The sequence below is a fragment of the Paraburkholderia gardini genome, assembly GCF_907164575.1.
GTDB classification, from domain to species: Bacteria; Pseudomonadota; Gammaproteobacteria; order Burkholderiales; family Burkholderiaceae; genus Paraburkholderia; species Paraburkholderia gardini.
Genome location: NZ_CAJQYY010000002.1, coordinates 116542 through 131127, shown reverse-complemented (window position 1 = coordinate 131127; position 14586 = coordinate 116542). Strand labels below are relative to the sequence as shown.

Sequence of the window (14586 nt, the reverse complement as noted above, 5' to 3'; positions counted from 1 at the left end):
GCCATCGATAAAGAAAAATGGAAGGGAATCCTCATGGCGGTATCTCGACGGACCGGAAAAATCTTCGCATGGGTGCTGGCGATACTCGTCGTGCTTGTGGCGGCGCTGGTGATTTTTATCCTGACGTTCGACTGGAACCGCGCGCGCCCGTATATCAACGACAAGGTCAGCGAGGCAATCGGCCGCCCGTTTGCCATCGAGGGCGATCTCAAGGTGGGCTGGCGCCATCCGGTCGGCGAGATGGGCTGGCGCGCGTGGGTGCCCTGGCCGCGTCTTTCCGCTGAAAACATCACGGTCGGCAATCCCGACTGGTCGAAGCAGCCGCACTTCGCGACGCTCGATGAAATCGATTTTCAGATCAAGGTCCTGCCGCTGCTCGCGCACGACATCGTCATTCCCGCGATCAATCTCGTGAATCCTTCCGTCGATCTGGAACGGCTTCTCGACGGCCGCAATAACTGGACGTTCAAGATTGCCTCGTCTGCGAGCCCGTCGGAATGGAAGCTCGAACTGCACGATATCCAGTTCGCCAAAGGCAATATCGCGTATTCCGACCAGCAGAAGAAGGCCGACGTGAAGATGGTCATCGATACGCTCGGGCAGGCGATTCCAATCGGCGACGTCATGAAGGCACAGGAAGAGGCGTCACGTAATGCGTCGGCGCAGGTGGTCGGCAAGCAGGGCGCCAGCAAGCTCGTGAAGCAGGTGGATGCGGCTTCGGCTGCGGCCGCGGCATCAGCGGCTTCGGCGGCGGCATCAGCGGCATCGGAGCCTGCTGGCGTGTCTGGCGCATCGGTGACGACGGCGTCCGGCGCGTCCGCCACGCCGGTGGCATCCAGTGCGGCGGCCGTCGCCTCCACGTCCGGTGCCAGCGTGCCGGCCACGACGGGTTCAGAACGGACCGCGCCGACGTATGGCATTGGCTGGACGCTCAAGGGCACCTATAACGCGACGTCGCTTTCGGGCAGCGGGAAGGTCGGCGGCGTGCTTGCCGTGCAGGACACGACGCGTCCGTTTCCCGTGCAGGCCGACGTACGGGTCGGCGATACGCGTATCGCGGTTGTCGGCACGGTGACCGATCCGGTCCACCTCGCGGCGCTCGACCTGCGGCTCTGGTTGCAGGGCGCGAGCATGGCGCACCTGTATCCGCTCACAGGGGTCACGCTCCCCGACACGCCGCCATACGCCACGGAAGGGCACCTGACCGGGCAGTTCAAGCCCGACGGCAGCGTTTTCAAATACGGGAATTTCACCGGCCGGGTGGGCGGCAGCGATCTGAACGGCTCGATGACTTACTACGCGCAGAAGCCGCGTCCGCTGCTGCAGGGCGTACTTGTGTCGAACGTGTTGCAGTTCAAGGATCTCGCGCCGATCATCGGCGCCGATTCGAACGCGAGCAAGGCAAAGCGCGGCGCCGCGCCCGACCAGCCGTCCGGCAAGGTGTTGCCCGTGGAGGAATTCCGCACGGATCGCTGGAAGGCGATCGATGCCGACGTGAAGTTCACCGGCCGTCGCATCATCAAGGACCCGAGCCTGCCGATTACCGATCTCTACACGCACGTCGTGATGAAGGAAGGGGTGCTTGCGCTTGAGCCGCTCAGGTTCGGCGTGGCGGGCGGCACGCTCGATTCGGAGATTCACCTCGACGGCAGCACGACGCCGCTGAAGGGCCGCGTGGCATCGCAGGCGCGGCATCTGAAGCTGAAGCAACTGTTCCCGACCGTGAAGACGATGCAGAGCGCGCTGGGCGAAGTGAACGGCGACGCTGCGCTCTCGGCAACCGGCAATTCGCCCGCGGCGCTTGCGGCGACGTCGAACGGCGAAGTGAAGGCGCTGATCACCGATGGCACCGTGAGCCGCCTCTATATGGAAGCGGCCGGGTTGAACGTGGCGAATGTCGTCTATGAGAAGCTCTTCGGCAGGCGGGACGTGAAGATCAATTGCGCGGCGGCGGATTTTGTCGTGACGAACGGCGTACTCGACTCGAAAGTGTTCGCGCTCGATACCGACGATGCCGTGATCAACATGGACGGCACCATCAACCTGAAGGACGAGGCGATGGACCTCAACATCCATCCGCACACGAAGGGTTTCCGCGTCTTCTCGCTGCGCTCGCCGCTGTACGTGAAGGGTACGTTCAGGAATCCGCACGTCGGCGTGAACGCGACGGCGCTCGCGGTGCGTGGCGGCGCGATGATCGGCCTCGGTCTGCTCAACCCGTTCGCCGCGCTGATTCCGTTGATTGCGCCGAGCAACAATAAGGCGCTTCCGTGCAACGACCTGCTCGCGCAGATGCGCGCGCGTCCGGACGCGCCGCCGCCCGGCCAGAAGATGCGGACGCCGCGCGGCGTGGACGCGGCAGCCTCGGAGGCAAACGGAGCGCGTCTTCCTGCGCCGCCCGCGCCCGCATCGTCGACGCCCGCCATGCGGATGTCGCCCGCCAGCGCGGCGCAATACAAGGGGAGTTGAGTTGAGTGCCGCGATCGTCGCGCGGCGCGACGTGCCGGCGCAAACAGCCGGCAGGTGCCCATGGCAAAACGACAGTGGGGCGTTGTCGCCCCACTGTCGTTCTGAAATAACTGGATTTGAACCGAAGCGCTAGCGAAGCGAGCGCGGGGCGGCATCGCCCGCTGCATCCTGCCTGCGTACGCCGCGGCGTGCACCGGCGGCGGCTTTCGCCGCACCGAACTCGGGCAGGATGCGCGCACGTGCCCGGCTCGCGAACACCAGAAAACCGAAGCCGTTCGCCTCGTACCAGTAGCCGCCGTTTTCGAGTCCGTCGAGCGGCTGCTCCAGCGCATTCGCAATCGATTCGATACAGCGCCGACGCAGCTCGGCTACATCCGGATAAGGGGGGTGGGCGCCGCGCACGCTGCACAACAGCACGTCGAGCCCCGGGAGGACATGAGCGTAGAGCACGGGTTCGTCCTGCGCACGGGCCCGCGCGATCTTGGTGTCGAGCTGGCCGAACGGCTTGAAATGCCGCAGCACCGCGAGGAACGACTCATCGCCGTCCGTCTTCGCGCGCCTGCGCTTTTTCGGGAAGGACATAAAAATTCGCCTGAAAAAGAATTGCAAGAAACGCAGCGTCCTCATGCGACCACTCCCGGCTTCGCGCGCCGCACGTCGATCTTTTATAGCATACGAAGATGCCGGATTCACGGTGATTCGACGGTTCGTCTCTATCACTCCACCCGCACGATTCATGCCGTATCTGCTCGCCGCGCGCTTTCGCATCTCCGAACATCTAACACCATAATAGACTCAGCCGCCGCGCTGGTGACTCCGGCACCCATAAAAAAGGCATTTTTATGTGGGGCAGCCCATCTCCACGTTGCGTTGAAATATTGCGGATTCGGGTCATAATGGCCCGGCCCTTTATCTTCAGTCCGTGCCTGCGCGAAAACATGAGCGGGGTTCGCCTGCGCATGACATCGCAACACGGCGGCGCGGTTCGATCACAAGGCAAGACCCGATGGCAGGTCGCCGCGACGCTCTGGACTGCCGGACATTCATGAACCTGTATACCAAAGGCCTGTTGCTGATCGCGGTTCCGGGCGCCATCGAACTGGCGCTGCTCGGCGCCGTCTTCAACACGCAGGCGCAGACGGCCGATGCCGCGCAATCGGTTGTGGGCAGCGCGCAGATCCTGTACCGGGCTTCGTCCCTGATGGACCCGTTGCTGGGCGAGGTGGTGCGCGTTCGCACGGCGCTCGTCGCGGGCGATGCGTCGTTGATCGGCAGCAACGCCGTCTGGGCCGATCTCACCAGCCGGCTCGCACAACTCGACCATCTTGTCGCCGAAAGTCCCCCAGAGCGCCAGCGCGTGCGCGAAATGCGCGCCGCGCTCGACACCTGGCACGCTCATGCCGACGCGATCGGGCACGCGCTGCGTGGCAAACGCGACGTGAGCGCGCTGGCCGTCGCGGAGCGCGAGGACATACCGGCTCCGATCGCTGTGTTTCGTGACCGCCTGGACGCGCTGATCGCGGCGGAATCGGCGCGCGACGTCGCGCGTCGCGCCGCGCTCGCGGAAAACCGCAGGCGCCAGCAGTCCACGCTGATCGGCGCCATCGTCGGCTCGATGCTGATCTGGGCGATCACGGCGCTCGTCGTCGCGCGCCATTTCGGCCGGCGGGTCGCCGTGCTGACGGACAACGCGCAGCGCCTTGGCAATGGCCGGCCGCTAGCCGAACCGCTGCCGGGCCGCGACGAAATTTCAGCACTCGACGCCGTTCTGCACCAGACCGGCGCGCGGCTGCGCGCGGTCGAGAGCGAACATGCGACGCTCAAGGCGAAGCTGCACGCACGCGCGGCCGAACTGGTACGCGTCAACGAAGAATTGCGGCAGGGCACGCAGGACAACGAGATGTTCATCTACAGCGTATCGCACGATCTGCGCTCGCCGCTCGTCAACCTGCAGGGTTTCTCGAAGGAGTTGCAGGTTTCGTGCGACGACCTGCGTGCCACCGTCGAATCGGCGAACCTGCCCGCGCACGAACAACAGCGTCTCGCTGCGGTGCTCGACGGCGACATGCGCGAATCGTTGCAGTTCCTGCGCATTTCCGTCACGCGCGCCGCGGCCATCATCGAGGCGTTGCTGACGATCTCGCGTGCCGGTCGACTCGAATATCATCTGCAGCGTGTGAGTGTCGGGCGGGTGGTAGCGCGGGTCGTCGATGCGTTGCAGGGCGCCGTGCGCGAACGCGCGGCCGTTGTGAGCGTGCGCGAATTGCCTTCGGTGTGGGGCGATCCGGCCGCGATCGAGCAGATTTTCACCAACCTGATCGGCAACGCGCTCAACTATCTCGATCCGGCGCGGCCGGGGCGCATCGAAGTCGGCGCGCTCGAACCCGACACAGCGGCGGCATCGGTACCCGTCAACCGCACACGCACCTTCTATGTGCGCGACAATGGGCTTGGTATTCCGTCGGCTTACATATCGAAAGTATTTCACGCGTTTCAGCGGCTGCACGGAGACATCGCGACAGGCGAGGGCATCGGCCTCGCGCTCGTACGACGAAGCGTCGAGCGTCACGGTGGGCGGGTGTGGGTCGAATCGACGGAAGGCGCCGGCTCGACGTTCTTTGTCGCGCTGCCGGAGCAACCCGCGCGAAACGTATGACGAAGTGGGGGGGGGGGGGGGGGGGGGGGCCGCGGCGCGCCCCGCGGGGGGCGCGCGCCCCCCCCCCCCCCCCAATCCACGGAACGGATGGCGACAACGGAGGGAAACATGTCACACGGGGAATCGGTGGGCATCATCCTGATCGAGGATGACGACGGCCACGCCACGCTCGTCGAGCGCAACCTGCGCCGGGCCGGGCTGACCAATGGCTTCATGCGGTTTGCCGACGGCCAGGAAGCGCTCGACTATTTTTTCGGCGAACCGCCTGCCGAAGCCATGGCTTCCGGCCTGCCGTCTCGCGACGATCTGGCGAACTTTGTCGTGCTGCTCGATCTGAAGATGCCGCGCGTCGATGGTTTCGAAGTGCTGCGCCGCCTGAAAGAAACGCCTTCGACTGCCGCGCTGCCTGTCATCGTGCTGACGACAACCGACGATCCGCGTGAGATCGATCGTTGCTACGAGCTTGGATGCAACGTCTACATCACGAAGCCGGTCGAATATGATGCGTTTATCGAAGCCGTGCGGCGGCTCGGGTTTTTCCTTCAGGTCGTCAAGCTGCCGCCGGGCCAGCGCCTGTCGTTGCAACATCCGGCGCAATGAATCGCGCGCGCTGCCTGCCGCGGCTCGCCACCACAAGAAGGGCATTCGCACACGAAACGCCAGCATGACCGACGACGCCATTCCCCATCAACCCGCGAGCGTGCTCGTCGTCGATGACGACGAGGGTATCCTGCGCCTCGCGCGCAAATCGCTCGAACGGGCAGGGTGCCGTGTGGCGACGTGCCCGACAGTCGGTAGCGCGCGTGAATCCATCGCGCGGGAAGCGCCGAACCTGCTCGTACTCGACTATCAGCTCGACAGCGCGGAAACGGGCCTCGACTTCTTCCGCCGTCTGCGAGCCGAGGGTGTTCGCATTCCAGCGATCCTCGTGACCGGCTTCACCGACGAATCGCGTGTCATCGAAGCGCTGCGCGCGGGCGTGTCGGACGTCGTGCCGAAATCGGGCGATTACCTTGACTATCTGCCCGAAGCGGTTGACCGCGTGCTGGCGCAGGTGCGTCTGCAAAAGGCCTCGGATGAAGCCGCGTTGCTGCGTGATCGCGAGCAGCATTACCGCACGCTTTCGGAGGCGTTGCCGCACCTGGTGCTGACCTGCGACGCACACGGCGACTGTGATTTCTTTTCGAAGCAGTGGGTCGAATACACGGGCCTGAGCGAAGCCGCGTCACACGGTCTTGCGTGGCTCGAGGCCGTGCACCCGGAAGACCGCGAGGAAATCCGCCAGACGTGGCTGAAAGCCGTGCGTAGCGGCGCGACCGATTATCGTCACGAATTGCGCATCCGTCGCCATGACGGCGCATATCGCTGGTTCGCCGCGCGCATCGTGGCCGTGCAGGATTCCGATGGCGGCGTGAGCAAGTGGTTCGGCAGTTGCACCGACATCCATCCGCAACGCGAGGCGATCGAGGAGCGCGAGCTTCTGCTTGCGTCCGAGCAGGCCGCCCGCCAGACCGCCGAAGAAGCGAACCGCGCGAAGGACCGCTTTCTTGCGATGCTCTCGCACGAGTTGCGCACGCCGCTCACGCCGGTGCTGGCCGGCGCGCGCGTGCTCGAACTGATGCCGGATCTGCCGGAAAGCGCGCGGGCGGGCTTGCGGATGATCCTGCGCAACGTCGAACTGGAAGCGCGGCTGATCGACGATCTGCTCGATCTCACGCGTGTGGCGAACGGCAAGCTGCGACTCTCGCTGGAGACGGTCGATGTGCATGACGTGATCGACGGCGTGCTCGAACTCTTGCGCAGCGAAATCCAGGTCAAGCAGCAGGACGTGCATGTCGAAAAGACCGCGCGACATCACTACGTGCTCGCCGATCGCGCACGGCTGCAGCAGATGCTGTGGAACCTGATTCGCAACGCCGCCAAATTCACGCCCGACGGTGGCCATATCTACGTACGCACGCACGACGAGCGCATGCAGATCCAGATTTCAGTTGAAGACACTGGTATCGGTGTCGAGCCCGGGCAGATCGACAAGCTCTTCAATGCGTTCGAGCAGGGCAATCAAAGCATGACGGGTCAGTTCGGCGGCCTCGGTCTGGGACTCGCGATCACCCGGGCATTGACCGATGTGCACGGCGGCACGGTCACGGCGAAAAGCCCTGGCGCGCATTGCGGCGCGACGTTCACGATCACGATGCCGACGGCCGCGAAACCGGCGGAGTCGGCGTCGATCGTCGCGCTGTCGGGTCCGCATCCGGAAGGCGGGCTCGCGATCCTGCTGATCGAGGATCACGAGGACACAGCGGACGTGATGGCGCAGCTCATTCGCGGACTCGGCCACGACGTGACGGTGGTAGGCCGTGTGGCCGATGCGCTGGCTGCGACGCAGGCCACATCGTTCGATCTCGTGGTGAGCGACGTCGGTTTGCCCGACGGCACCGGGCTCGATTTCATCATGGCGTTCCGCGAGCATTCGGACGTGCCGGCCGTCGCGCTGACAGGCTTCGGCACCGACGACGACGTGCGGCGCTGTCTCGCGGCGGGCTTTACGTCGCATCTGACGAAGCCTGTCAATTTCACCCAGCTCGAACAGATGATCGAGAGCGCCGCGAGCGTGAAAGCGGACAAGCCAGACAATGCGGACGGACTCGACGCCGCGTCGGCCTGATATCGCGCGTGCTTCACGTTTCGCGTGCCGGCAAAACACAAAGGCCTGCGTGATGTTCGCGCAGGCCTTTGTGTCTGTGACGATGCCGTGAAGGTATCCGGCTTATCGTTGCTGGCTCTTCAACGCATCGCGGATTTCGCGCAGCAGAACGACGTCTTCCGGCGGAGCGGGCGGCGGCACGTCGGCAGCCGGTTTGCGCAGATTGTTGATGAATTTCACCATCAGGAAAATGATGAACGCAAGGATGATGAAGTTGATCAGCACCGTGATGAACGAGCCATAGCCGAATACGGCGACACCGGCGGTCTGCAGGTCTTTATATGAATCGGGATTGCCCTTGAACGTCCCCGGTATCTGTCCGAGCCTGATAAACATGTTCGAGAAATCGAGACCGCCGAGGACGACGCCGACTACCGGCATGATCAGATCTTTCACGATCGAATTGACGATGGTGGAAAATGCGCCGCCGATAATCACACCGACGGCAAGATCCATCACGTTGCCCTTGACGGCGAATTCCTTGAATTCCTTGATCATGCTCATTGGTTGCTTCTCCCTTGAAATCGAGGCACAGGCCTTCGGTTTTGTACTTGCGGCACGTCAATGATAGCCAACGTGAGCGACAAGCGGTAGGGTTTTGCCGCCAGAGAGGGGACGCATGCACGGATTTCCTCAAGTAAGCCCATCTTTATCCGTTTTTCCGCTTTCCGGTTCCATTCGACGCAACCGGTACGCGCGCGTGTCGCGCACGACATGCGCGGCTCAGAGCGATACGTGTGGCGTGCGCTGCATCAGCGCGCGTGCGCTGTCGATATGCGCGGTGAAAGCCGCGGGGTCGGTATTCGTTCCGCTTAGCAAAACGCCCACGCGCCTGCCCTGCAACGTCTCGCGCAACGGTCCGAGAAGCGCCGCGACGGGTGCCGCGCATGCGGGTTCCACGGCGATCTTTAGCTGGTTGAACAGCGTGAGCATGGCGAGCCGCAGCGCATCGTCGGTGACGGTGACGATGCGTTCGATATGTCGGCGGCACAACTCATAGCTGTATTCCTCGGTATGCGGCGCGATCAGCGAATCGGCGATGCTGTGCTCGTGATGCAGCTTCACGGTGTGATTCGCGGCGAAGCTCCGGCTCATTGCGCACGCGCCTTCGGGCTCCACGCCGTACACCCGTACGCGCGGATTCGCGAGCCGCAGTGCGGTCGATACGCCGGCCGCGAGTCCGCCGCCGCCAACCGGCAGGACGACCGCGTCGAGATCGGGCGTCTGCGCGGCCCATTCGTAACCGAGCGTCGCCGCGCCCAGCACCGTGCGATAGCCGTTGAACGGATGCACGAAATATCGGCCTTCCTCGGTTTCGATGCGGCGTACGGCATCGAAGGCGTCAGCGGGACCGCCCGCCATCACGATCTCGGCGTGATAGTGCCTGCACAACGCGATGTGCGCGGGATTCGCCGAATGGAACATCACGACCTTCGCGCTGATGCCAAGACGCCTCGCCGCGCACGCCACCGCCACGGCATGGTTGCTGCCTGGACCCGAAACGCACGTGACGCCGGCACTGCGCTGAGCGTTGTCGAGCGCGAGCAGGTTCGTGAACGCACCGCGCGTCTTGAAAGTGCCGCCCGACTGCAGCAGCTCGAACTTGAAGTTGAGCGTCGTGTTTTCGAGCGACGGAAAATCCCGGCGCTCGAACACCGGCGTGCGCACGATCCACGGCGTCAGCGCGAAATGCTGCGCGGCGATGTCGTCGAGCGTGGGAATCGGCTCGCCGTCGATGGTGTGGTCGGTGTGCTGCGGTGTGGCGGTGGACATGACGTAAGCCCGGAATGATTCGCTGTATTTCGCAGTGGCTCATGGCGATTCGCCATGAGCCAGGGCGCGAATGCGTCGTTCAGACGCGACGCTCAGTGTGCATGGGCATCGACTGACATGCTGCTGATGAACTTGCCAAGAAAACGTTCGCACGCGACGAGCTGATCGAGCGCGACGAATTCGTTGGCCTTGTGCGCCTGCATGATGTCGCCCGGACCGCACACGATGCTCGGGATGCCCGCGAGCGAGAAGAGGCCCGCTTCGGTGCCGTACGCAACCTTGCGTTTGTCCTGATCGGCCGTCAGTGCGCGCACGAGCTGCGTGATCGCCGCCTGTTCCGATGAATCGAGGCCGGGCGCAGCGGCAATCTTCGTGATCTCGATGGCCGCCGACGGATGCTCGCGCAACATTTTCGGCAACAGCGTTTCGCGTGCGTATTGATCGATGCGCGCGAAGACCGGTTCGGGATCGAGCGTCGGCAGGTTGCGGAATTCGAACGCAAACCGGCATTCGGCGGGCACGGTGTTGATCGCGTTGCCGCCTTCGATCGTGCTGGTCTGCGCGGTCGTGAAGGGTACGTCGTAGAGTTCGTCGAACGGACCCTCGGCACGAAACTGGTCGGCCATGTCGCGGATGTAGCAGATGAGGCGCGCGGCGTATTCGATCGCGTTGAGGCCCTTCGGCGTCAGCGACGAATGCGCGGCCTGGCCGCGCACGCAGCACTGATACGCGTTGATACCCTTGTGCGCGATGACCGGCCGCATGCTGGTCGGCTCTCCGACGATACAGCCATCCGGCTTGATGCCGCGCTTCATCAGATCGGCGATTAGCAGCGGGGCGCCGACGCAGCCCACTTCTTCGTCGAATGAGAGCGCGAAATGGATCGGCTTCGCGAGCTTCGTGTTCTGCATCTGCGGCAGCAGCGTGAGCGCCGCGCCGATGAAGCCTTTCATGTCGCACGTGCCGCGTCCATACAGCTTGTCGTCGCGAATTTCGGGTTTGAACGGATCGCTGTCCCATTGCTGTCCGTCGACCGGCACAACATCGGTATGCCCCGACAGCACGATGCCGCCGTTTGTCTCGCCGTCATGCGCGGGCACCGTGGCGAAGAGGTTCGCCCATTTGCCGCTTTCGTCGTGCGTGAGGGTGGCTTTGATTCCCTGCGCGCGCAGATCGTCGCGCACCATTTCAATCAGGCCGAGATTCGGATTGCGGCTGACCGTGTCGATCGACACGAGACGTTTGACCCAGGGAAGCGAAGCAGGGGAAGCGGAGGACGAAGGTGTGGATTGCGCTGTTTCAGCGACGTGTGACATGACAGAACTCCAGCATGGTTACCGTTCGATCATACCCAAAAAACATACGTCGAGCCAAAGCTGACAATAACAAAGACATGTTGCGGTGCGTGTATGACGCACCGCAACATGTCAGGCCTGACGCGCCGCGGCGGCCGTGCCCCGGGTCGGCGCGCCGAGTGCACGCAGCGTTTCCTTCACCGTCGAAACACGCACCGCGAGGTCGGGCGTACGCGTCTCGATGCGCAGCTTGTCCTGCCCCGCGAGCTTGATGTGCTTGTGCTTCTGGACCATTTCGATGATGCGCATCGCGTCGATCGGCGGATTGGGGATGAACTGCAGGCCGATCACCGTTTCGCCGGCATCGATCTTCGAAATGCCGAGCGGTTTTGCGGCGAGCCGCAGGCGATGCGTTTCGACGAGCGCCAGCGCCTGTGGCGGCAATTTTCCGAAGCGGTCGATCAGCTCTTCCTGAATGCCGTCGATCGCGTCGGGGTGCTCGCAGTTCGCGAGACGTTTGTAGAGCGAAAGCCGCTCCTGCACGTCGCCGCAATAGTCCGAGGGCAGAATCGCGGGCGCATGCAGGTTGATCTCGGTCGTGGCGGCGAGCGGCGCGGTGAGGTCCGGCTCGCGGCCCTCCTTCAATGCCTTGACCGCGTCGTTCAGCATGTCGGTGTAAAGCTGGAAACCGATCTCGTGAATTTCGCCCGACTGCTTGTCGCCCAGCACTTCGCCCGTGCCGCGAATTTCGAGGTCGTGCATCGCGAGATAGAAGCCCGCGCCGAGTTCTTCCATCTGCTGGATCGCTTCGAGCCGGCGCTGGGCCTGTTTCGTGAGACCTTGCGGATCGTGCACGAGCAGATACGAGTACGCCTGATGATGCGAGCGCCCGACGCGGCCGCGTAGCTGATGCAATTGCGCCAGCCCGAACTTGTCGGCACGATGGATCAGGATCGTGTTCGCGCTCGGCACGTCGATGCCGGTTTCGATAATCGTCGTGCACAGCAGCACGTTCGCCCGTTGCGCGACGAAATCGCGCATCACACGTTCGAGCTCGCGCTCATGCATCTGCCCGTGCGCCACGGCAATGCGCGCTTCCGGCACGAGCGCTTCGAGCATCGCGCGACGGTTCTCGATCGTCTCCACTTCGTTGTGCAGGAAGTACACCTGGCCGCCGCGCTTGAGTTCGCGCAGCATCGCCTCGCGGATCACGCTGTCTTCCTCGCGACGCACGAAGGTCTTGATCGCGAGGCGCTTCTGCGGCGCGGTCGCGATCACCGAGAAGTCGCGCAGGCCTTCGAGCGCCATGCCGAGCGTGCGCGGAATCGGCGTGGCGGTGAGCGTGAGCACGTCGACTTCGGCGCGCAGCGCCTTCAGCGCTTCTTTCTGGCGCACGCCGAAACGGTGTTCCTCGTCGATGATGACAAGGCCCAGCCGCTTGAACTGCACGTCCGACGACAGCAGCTTGTGCGTGCCGATCACGATATCGACGGTGCCCTCGTTGATCTGCTGGATCGACGCGTTGACTTCCTTCGTCGACTTGAAGCGCGACAGCTCCGCGATGCGCACCGGCCAGTCGGAGAAGCGGTCGGTGAACGTCTGCGTGTGCTGTTCGGCGAGCAAGGTGGTAGGCGAGAGCAGCGCGACCTGCTTGCCGCCGAGCACCGCGATGAACGCGGCGCGCAATGCGACTTCGGTCTTGCCGAAACCGACGTCGCCGCACACGAGACGGTCCATCGGCTTGCCGCTCGTCATGTCGCCGATCACGGCGGTAATGGCGGCGGCCTGATCGGGCGTCTCCTCGAAGCCGAAGCTTTCGGCGAACTTCGTGTAGTCGCGTGGTTCGAGCGCGAACGCGTGACCCTGACGCAGCGCGCGGCGCGCATACAGGTTCAGCAGTTCGGCCGCGGTGTCGCGAATCTGCTGCGCGGCGCGGCGCTTGGCCTTTTCCCACTGGCCCGAGCCGAGCGCATGCAGCGGCGCGCTTTCCGGATCGGCGCCGCTGTAGCGCGAGATCACGTGCAGTTGCGACACAGGCACGTAGAGCTTGCTGTCGCCCTGGTATTCGAGGTGCAGGAACTCGGTGTCGCCTTCGCCGAGGTCCATCGTCACGAGGCCCCTATAGCGGCCGATACCGTGCTGCGAATGCACGACCGGGTCGCCGATCTTCAGCTCCGACAGGTCTCGCACCATCGAATCGACGTTGCTCGCCTGTTCCTGGCGCCGCCGCCCGGCGCGGCGCGCGAGCGGGCCATACAGCTCGGTCTCGGTGATGAGCGCGATGCCTTCGGCTGGAATCGCGAAGCCATTCGATAGCGGCGACACGCCGAGCGCGAAACGCGCTTCGCTCGCGAGCCAGTCGGCGTAGCTGTCGGTCGACGCCGGCAACAGATGGTTGTCGACGAAGAGTTGCATGATTGTCTCGCGCCGGCCCGCCGATTCGGCGGCGAACATCACGCGATGCGGCGTCGTGTCGAGATACGCGCGCAACGCGGAGATCGGGTCCTCGGCGTGACGGTCGATCGCGAGGTGCGGCAGCGGCGTCGCCCAGCCGCCGCCCGCGTTGCCCGGCAACACGAGGCGCGCGAACGGCTTCGCGAGCGTGAAGAAGTCTTCGTCGGAGAGAAAGAGGCGTTCCGGGTCGAGAATCGGCCGGTCGCGGTCGTGCGACAGGAAGTTGTGGCGCTGCTTCGTGTCGTTCGTGAAACGGCGGATCGCGGCGTCCAGGTCGCCGACGAAGGCGAGCTGGGCGTTGTCGGGCAGATAGTGGAAGAGCGTCGCCGTATCTTCGAAGAAGAGTGGCAGGTAATACTCGATCCCCGCCGACGGCACGCCATTGCCGATGTCCTTGTAGATCGACGCGCGGCTCGGATCGCCTTCGAACACCTCGCGCCAGCGGCTGCGAAACGCGGTGCGGGCGGTTTCGTCGAACGGGAATTCACGGCCCGGCAGGAGGCGCACGTCACGTACCGGGTAGAGGCTGCGCTGCGTGTCGGGATCGAACGCGCGGATCGAATCGACCTGGTCGTCGAAGAGGTCGATCCGGTAAGGCAGGGGGGAACCCATCGGAAACAGGTCGATCAGCGAGCCGCGCACGCAGTATTCGCCTGGCCGCACGACCTGGCTCACGTGTTCGTAGCCCGCCAGCGTCAATTGCGACTTCAGCTTCGTTTCGTCGAGCCGCGCGCCCTGGGTGAACGAGAACGTGTAGGCCGCCATGAACGACGCGGGCGGCATGCGATACAGCGCGGTCGTAGCGGGTACGAGCAGGATGTCGCAACGGCCTTCGCCGAGGTCGTGCAGCGTCGCGAGCCGCTCGGAGACGAGGTCCTGGTGCGGCGAGAACGTGTCGTAAGGCAGCGTTTCCCAGTCGGGAAGCAGACGCACGCGGGCTTCGGGCGCGAAGAACGCGATTTCCTGGGTGAGACGCTGCGCATCGACCGCGCTCGCGCAGACCACCGCCAGAAGCGGCACCTGCTCGCGATATGCAAGGTGATAGCGGGCGATCAGAAGCGCATCGGACGAGCCGTGCGTGCCGTCGAAGGCGAAACGCTGCCCGGCCTTGACCAGCGCGACGGGCGGGGTGGACTGCGATGAAACGGCGATATCTGGCATAACGAAAAGGCAGCCCTGGCTCACACGTGAGCGGCAAGTTTACGCGCGTCTCGACGTGGACGCGAAGGACC

9 protein-coding genes are annotated in these 14586 nt (G+C 64.1%); 4 read left to right on the top strand and 5 right to left on the bottom strand.

Going from position 1 to position 14586, the window contains the following annotated elements:
- The first annotated feature begins 33 nt into the window (after positions 1 to 33).
- Positions 34 to 2469, top strand: a complete 2436-nt coding sequence (locus LPA34_RS02060) for an AsmA family protein (RefSeq protein ID WP_228974371.1) — start codon at positions 34 to 36, stop codon at positions 2467 to 2469.
- Positions 2470 to 2598: 129 nt separating this feature from the next.
- Here the strand turns inward: LPA34_RS02060 and LPA34_RS02055 are convergent, their stop codons facing one another.
- Positions 2599 to 3096: a hypothetical protein gene (locus LPA34_RS02055; RefSeq protein WP_228974369.1), complete on the bottom strand. Its 498-nt coding sequence runs from the start codon at positions 3094 to 3096 to the stop codon at positions 2599 to 2601.
- A gap of 418 nt (positions 3097 to 3514) precedes the next feature.
- Here LPA34_RS02055 and LPA34_RS02050 point away from each other — a divergent pair, with 418 nt between their 5' ends.
- The 3 genes from LPA34_RS02050 to LPA34_RS02040 all read left to right on the top strand — a co-directional run bounded on the left by LPA34_RS02050 (position 3515) and on the right by LPA34_RS02040 (position 7793).
- Positions 3515 to 5125, top strand: a complete 1611-nt coding sequence (locus tag LPA34_RS02050; RefSeq protein ID WP_228974367.1) for a sensor histidine kinase — start codon at positions 3515 to 3517, stop codon at positions 5123 to 5125.
- 108 nt (positions 5126 to 5233) lie between these two features.
- The gene (locus LPA34_RS02045) at positions 5234 to 5725 is read left to right on the top strand and encodes a response regulator (protein ID WP_228974366.1); all 492 of its coding nucleotides are present in this window, start codon (positions 5234 to 5236) and stop codon (positions 5723 to 5725) included.
- A gap of 64 nt (positions 5726 to 5789) precedes the next feature.
- A complete protein-coding gene (locus tag LPA34_RS02040) occupies positions 5790 to 7793 on the top strand; it encodes a hybrid sensor histidine kinase/response regulator (RefSeq protein WP_228974365.1) in 2004 nt (667 codons plus the stop codon).
- Between the two features lie 102 nt (positions 7794 to 7895).
- Here the strand turns inward: LPA34_RS02040 and mscL are convergent, their stop codons facing one another.
- The 4 genes from mscL to mfd all read right to left on the bottom strand — a co-directional run bounded on the left by mscL (position 7896) and on the right by mfd (position 14515).
- Complete coding sequence (gene mscL / locus LPA34_RS02035) at positions 7896 to 8336, bottom strand: large conductance mechanosensitive channel protein MscL (protein WP_228974363.1); 441 nt, start codon at positions 8334 to 8336, stop codon at positions 7896 to 7898.
- A 219-nt stretch (positions 8337 to 8555) separates the two neighbouring features.
- Positions 8556 to 9605 (bottom strand): pyridoxal-phosphate dependent enzyme, encoded by a 1050-nt coding sequence (locus tag LPA34_RS02030; protein ID WP_228974360.1) that lies wholly within the window; start codon positions 9603 to 9605, stop codon positions 8556 to 8558.
- 92 nt (positions 9606 to 9697) lie between these two features.
- A complete protein-coding gene (gene argE, locus LPA34_RS02025) occupies positions 9698 to 10921 on the bottom strand; it encodes an acetylornithine deacetylase (protein WP_228974357.1) in 1224 nt (407 codons plus the stop codon).
- Between the two features lie 111 nt (positions 10922 to 11032).
- Positions 11033 to 14515: a transcription-repair coupling factor gene (gene mfd, locus LPA34_RS02020; protein WP_228974356.1), complete on the bottom strand. Its 3483-nt coding sequence runs from the start codon at positions 14513 to 14515 to the stop codon at positions 11033 to 11035.
- Positions 14516 to 14586 lie beyond the last annotated feature (71 nt).

Coding starts and splice junctions, on each gene's coding strand:
- LPA34_RS02060 (WP_228974371.1), top strand. CDS start 34: ATGGCGGTATCTCGACGGACCGGAAAAATCTTCGCATGGGTGCTGGCG.
- LPA34_RS02055 (WP_228974369.1), bottom strand. CDS start 3,096: ATGAGGACGCTGCGTTTCTTGCAATTCTTTTTCAGGCGAATTTTTATG.
- LPA34_RS02050 (WP_228974367.1), top strand. CDS start 3,515: ATGAACCTGTATACCAAAGGCCTGTTGCTGATCGCGGTTCCGGGCGCC.
- LPA34_RS02045 (WP_228974366.1), top strand. CDS start 5,234: ATGTCACACGGGGAATCGGTGGGCATCATCCTGATCGAGGATGACGAC.
- LPA34_RS02040 (WP_228974365.1), top strand. CDS start 5,790: ATGACCGACGACGCCATTCCCCATCAACCCGCGAGCGTGCTCGTCGTC.
- mscL (WP_228974363.1), bottom strand. CDS start 8,336: ATGAGCATGATCAAGGAATTCAAGGAATTCGCCGTCAAGGGCAACGTG.
- LPA34_RS02030 (WP_228974360.1), bottom strand. CDS start 9,605: ATGTCCACCGCCACACCGCAGCACACCGACCACACCATCGACGGCGAG.
- argE (WP_228974357.1), bottom strand. CDS start 10,921: ATGTCACACGTCGCTGAAACAGCGCAATCCACACCTTCGTCCTCCGCT.
- mfd (WP_228974356.1), bottom strand. CDS start 14,515: ATGCCAGATATCGCCGTTTCATCGCAGTCCACCCCGCCCGTCGCGCTG.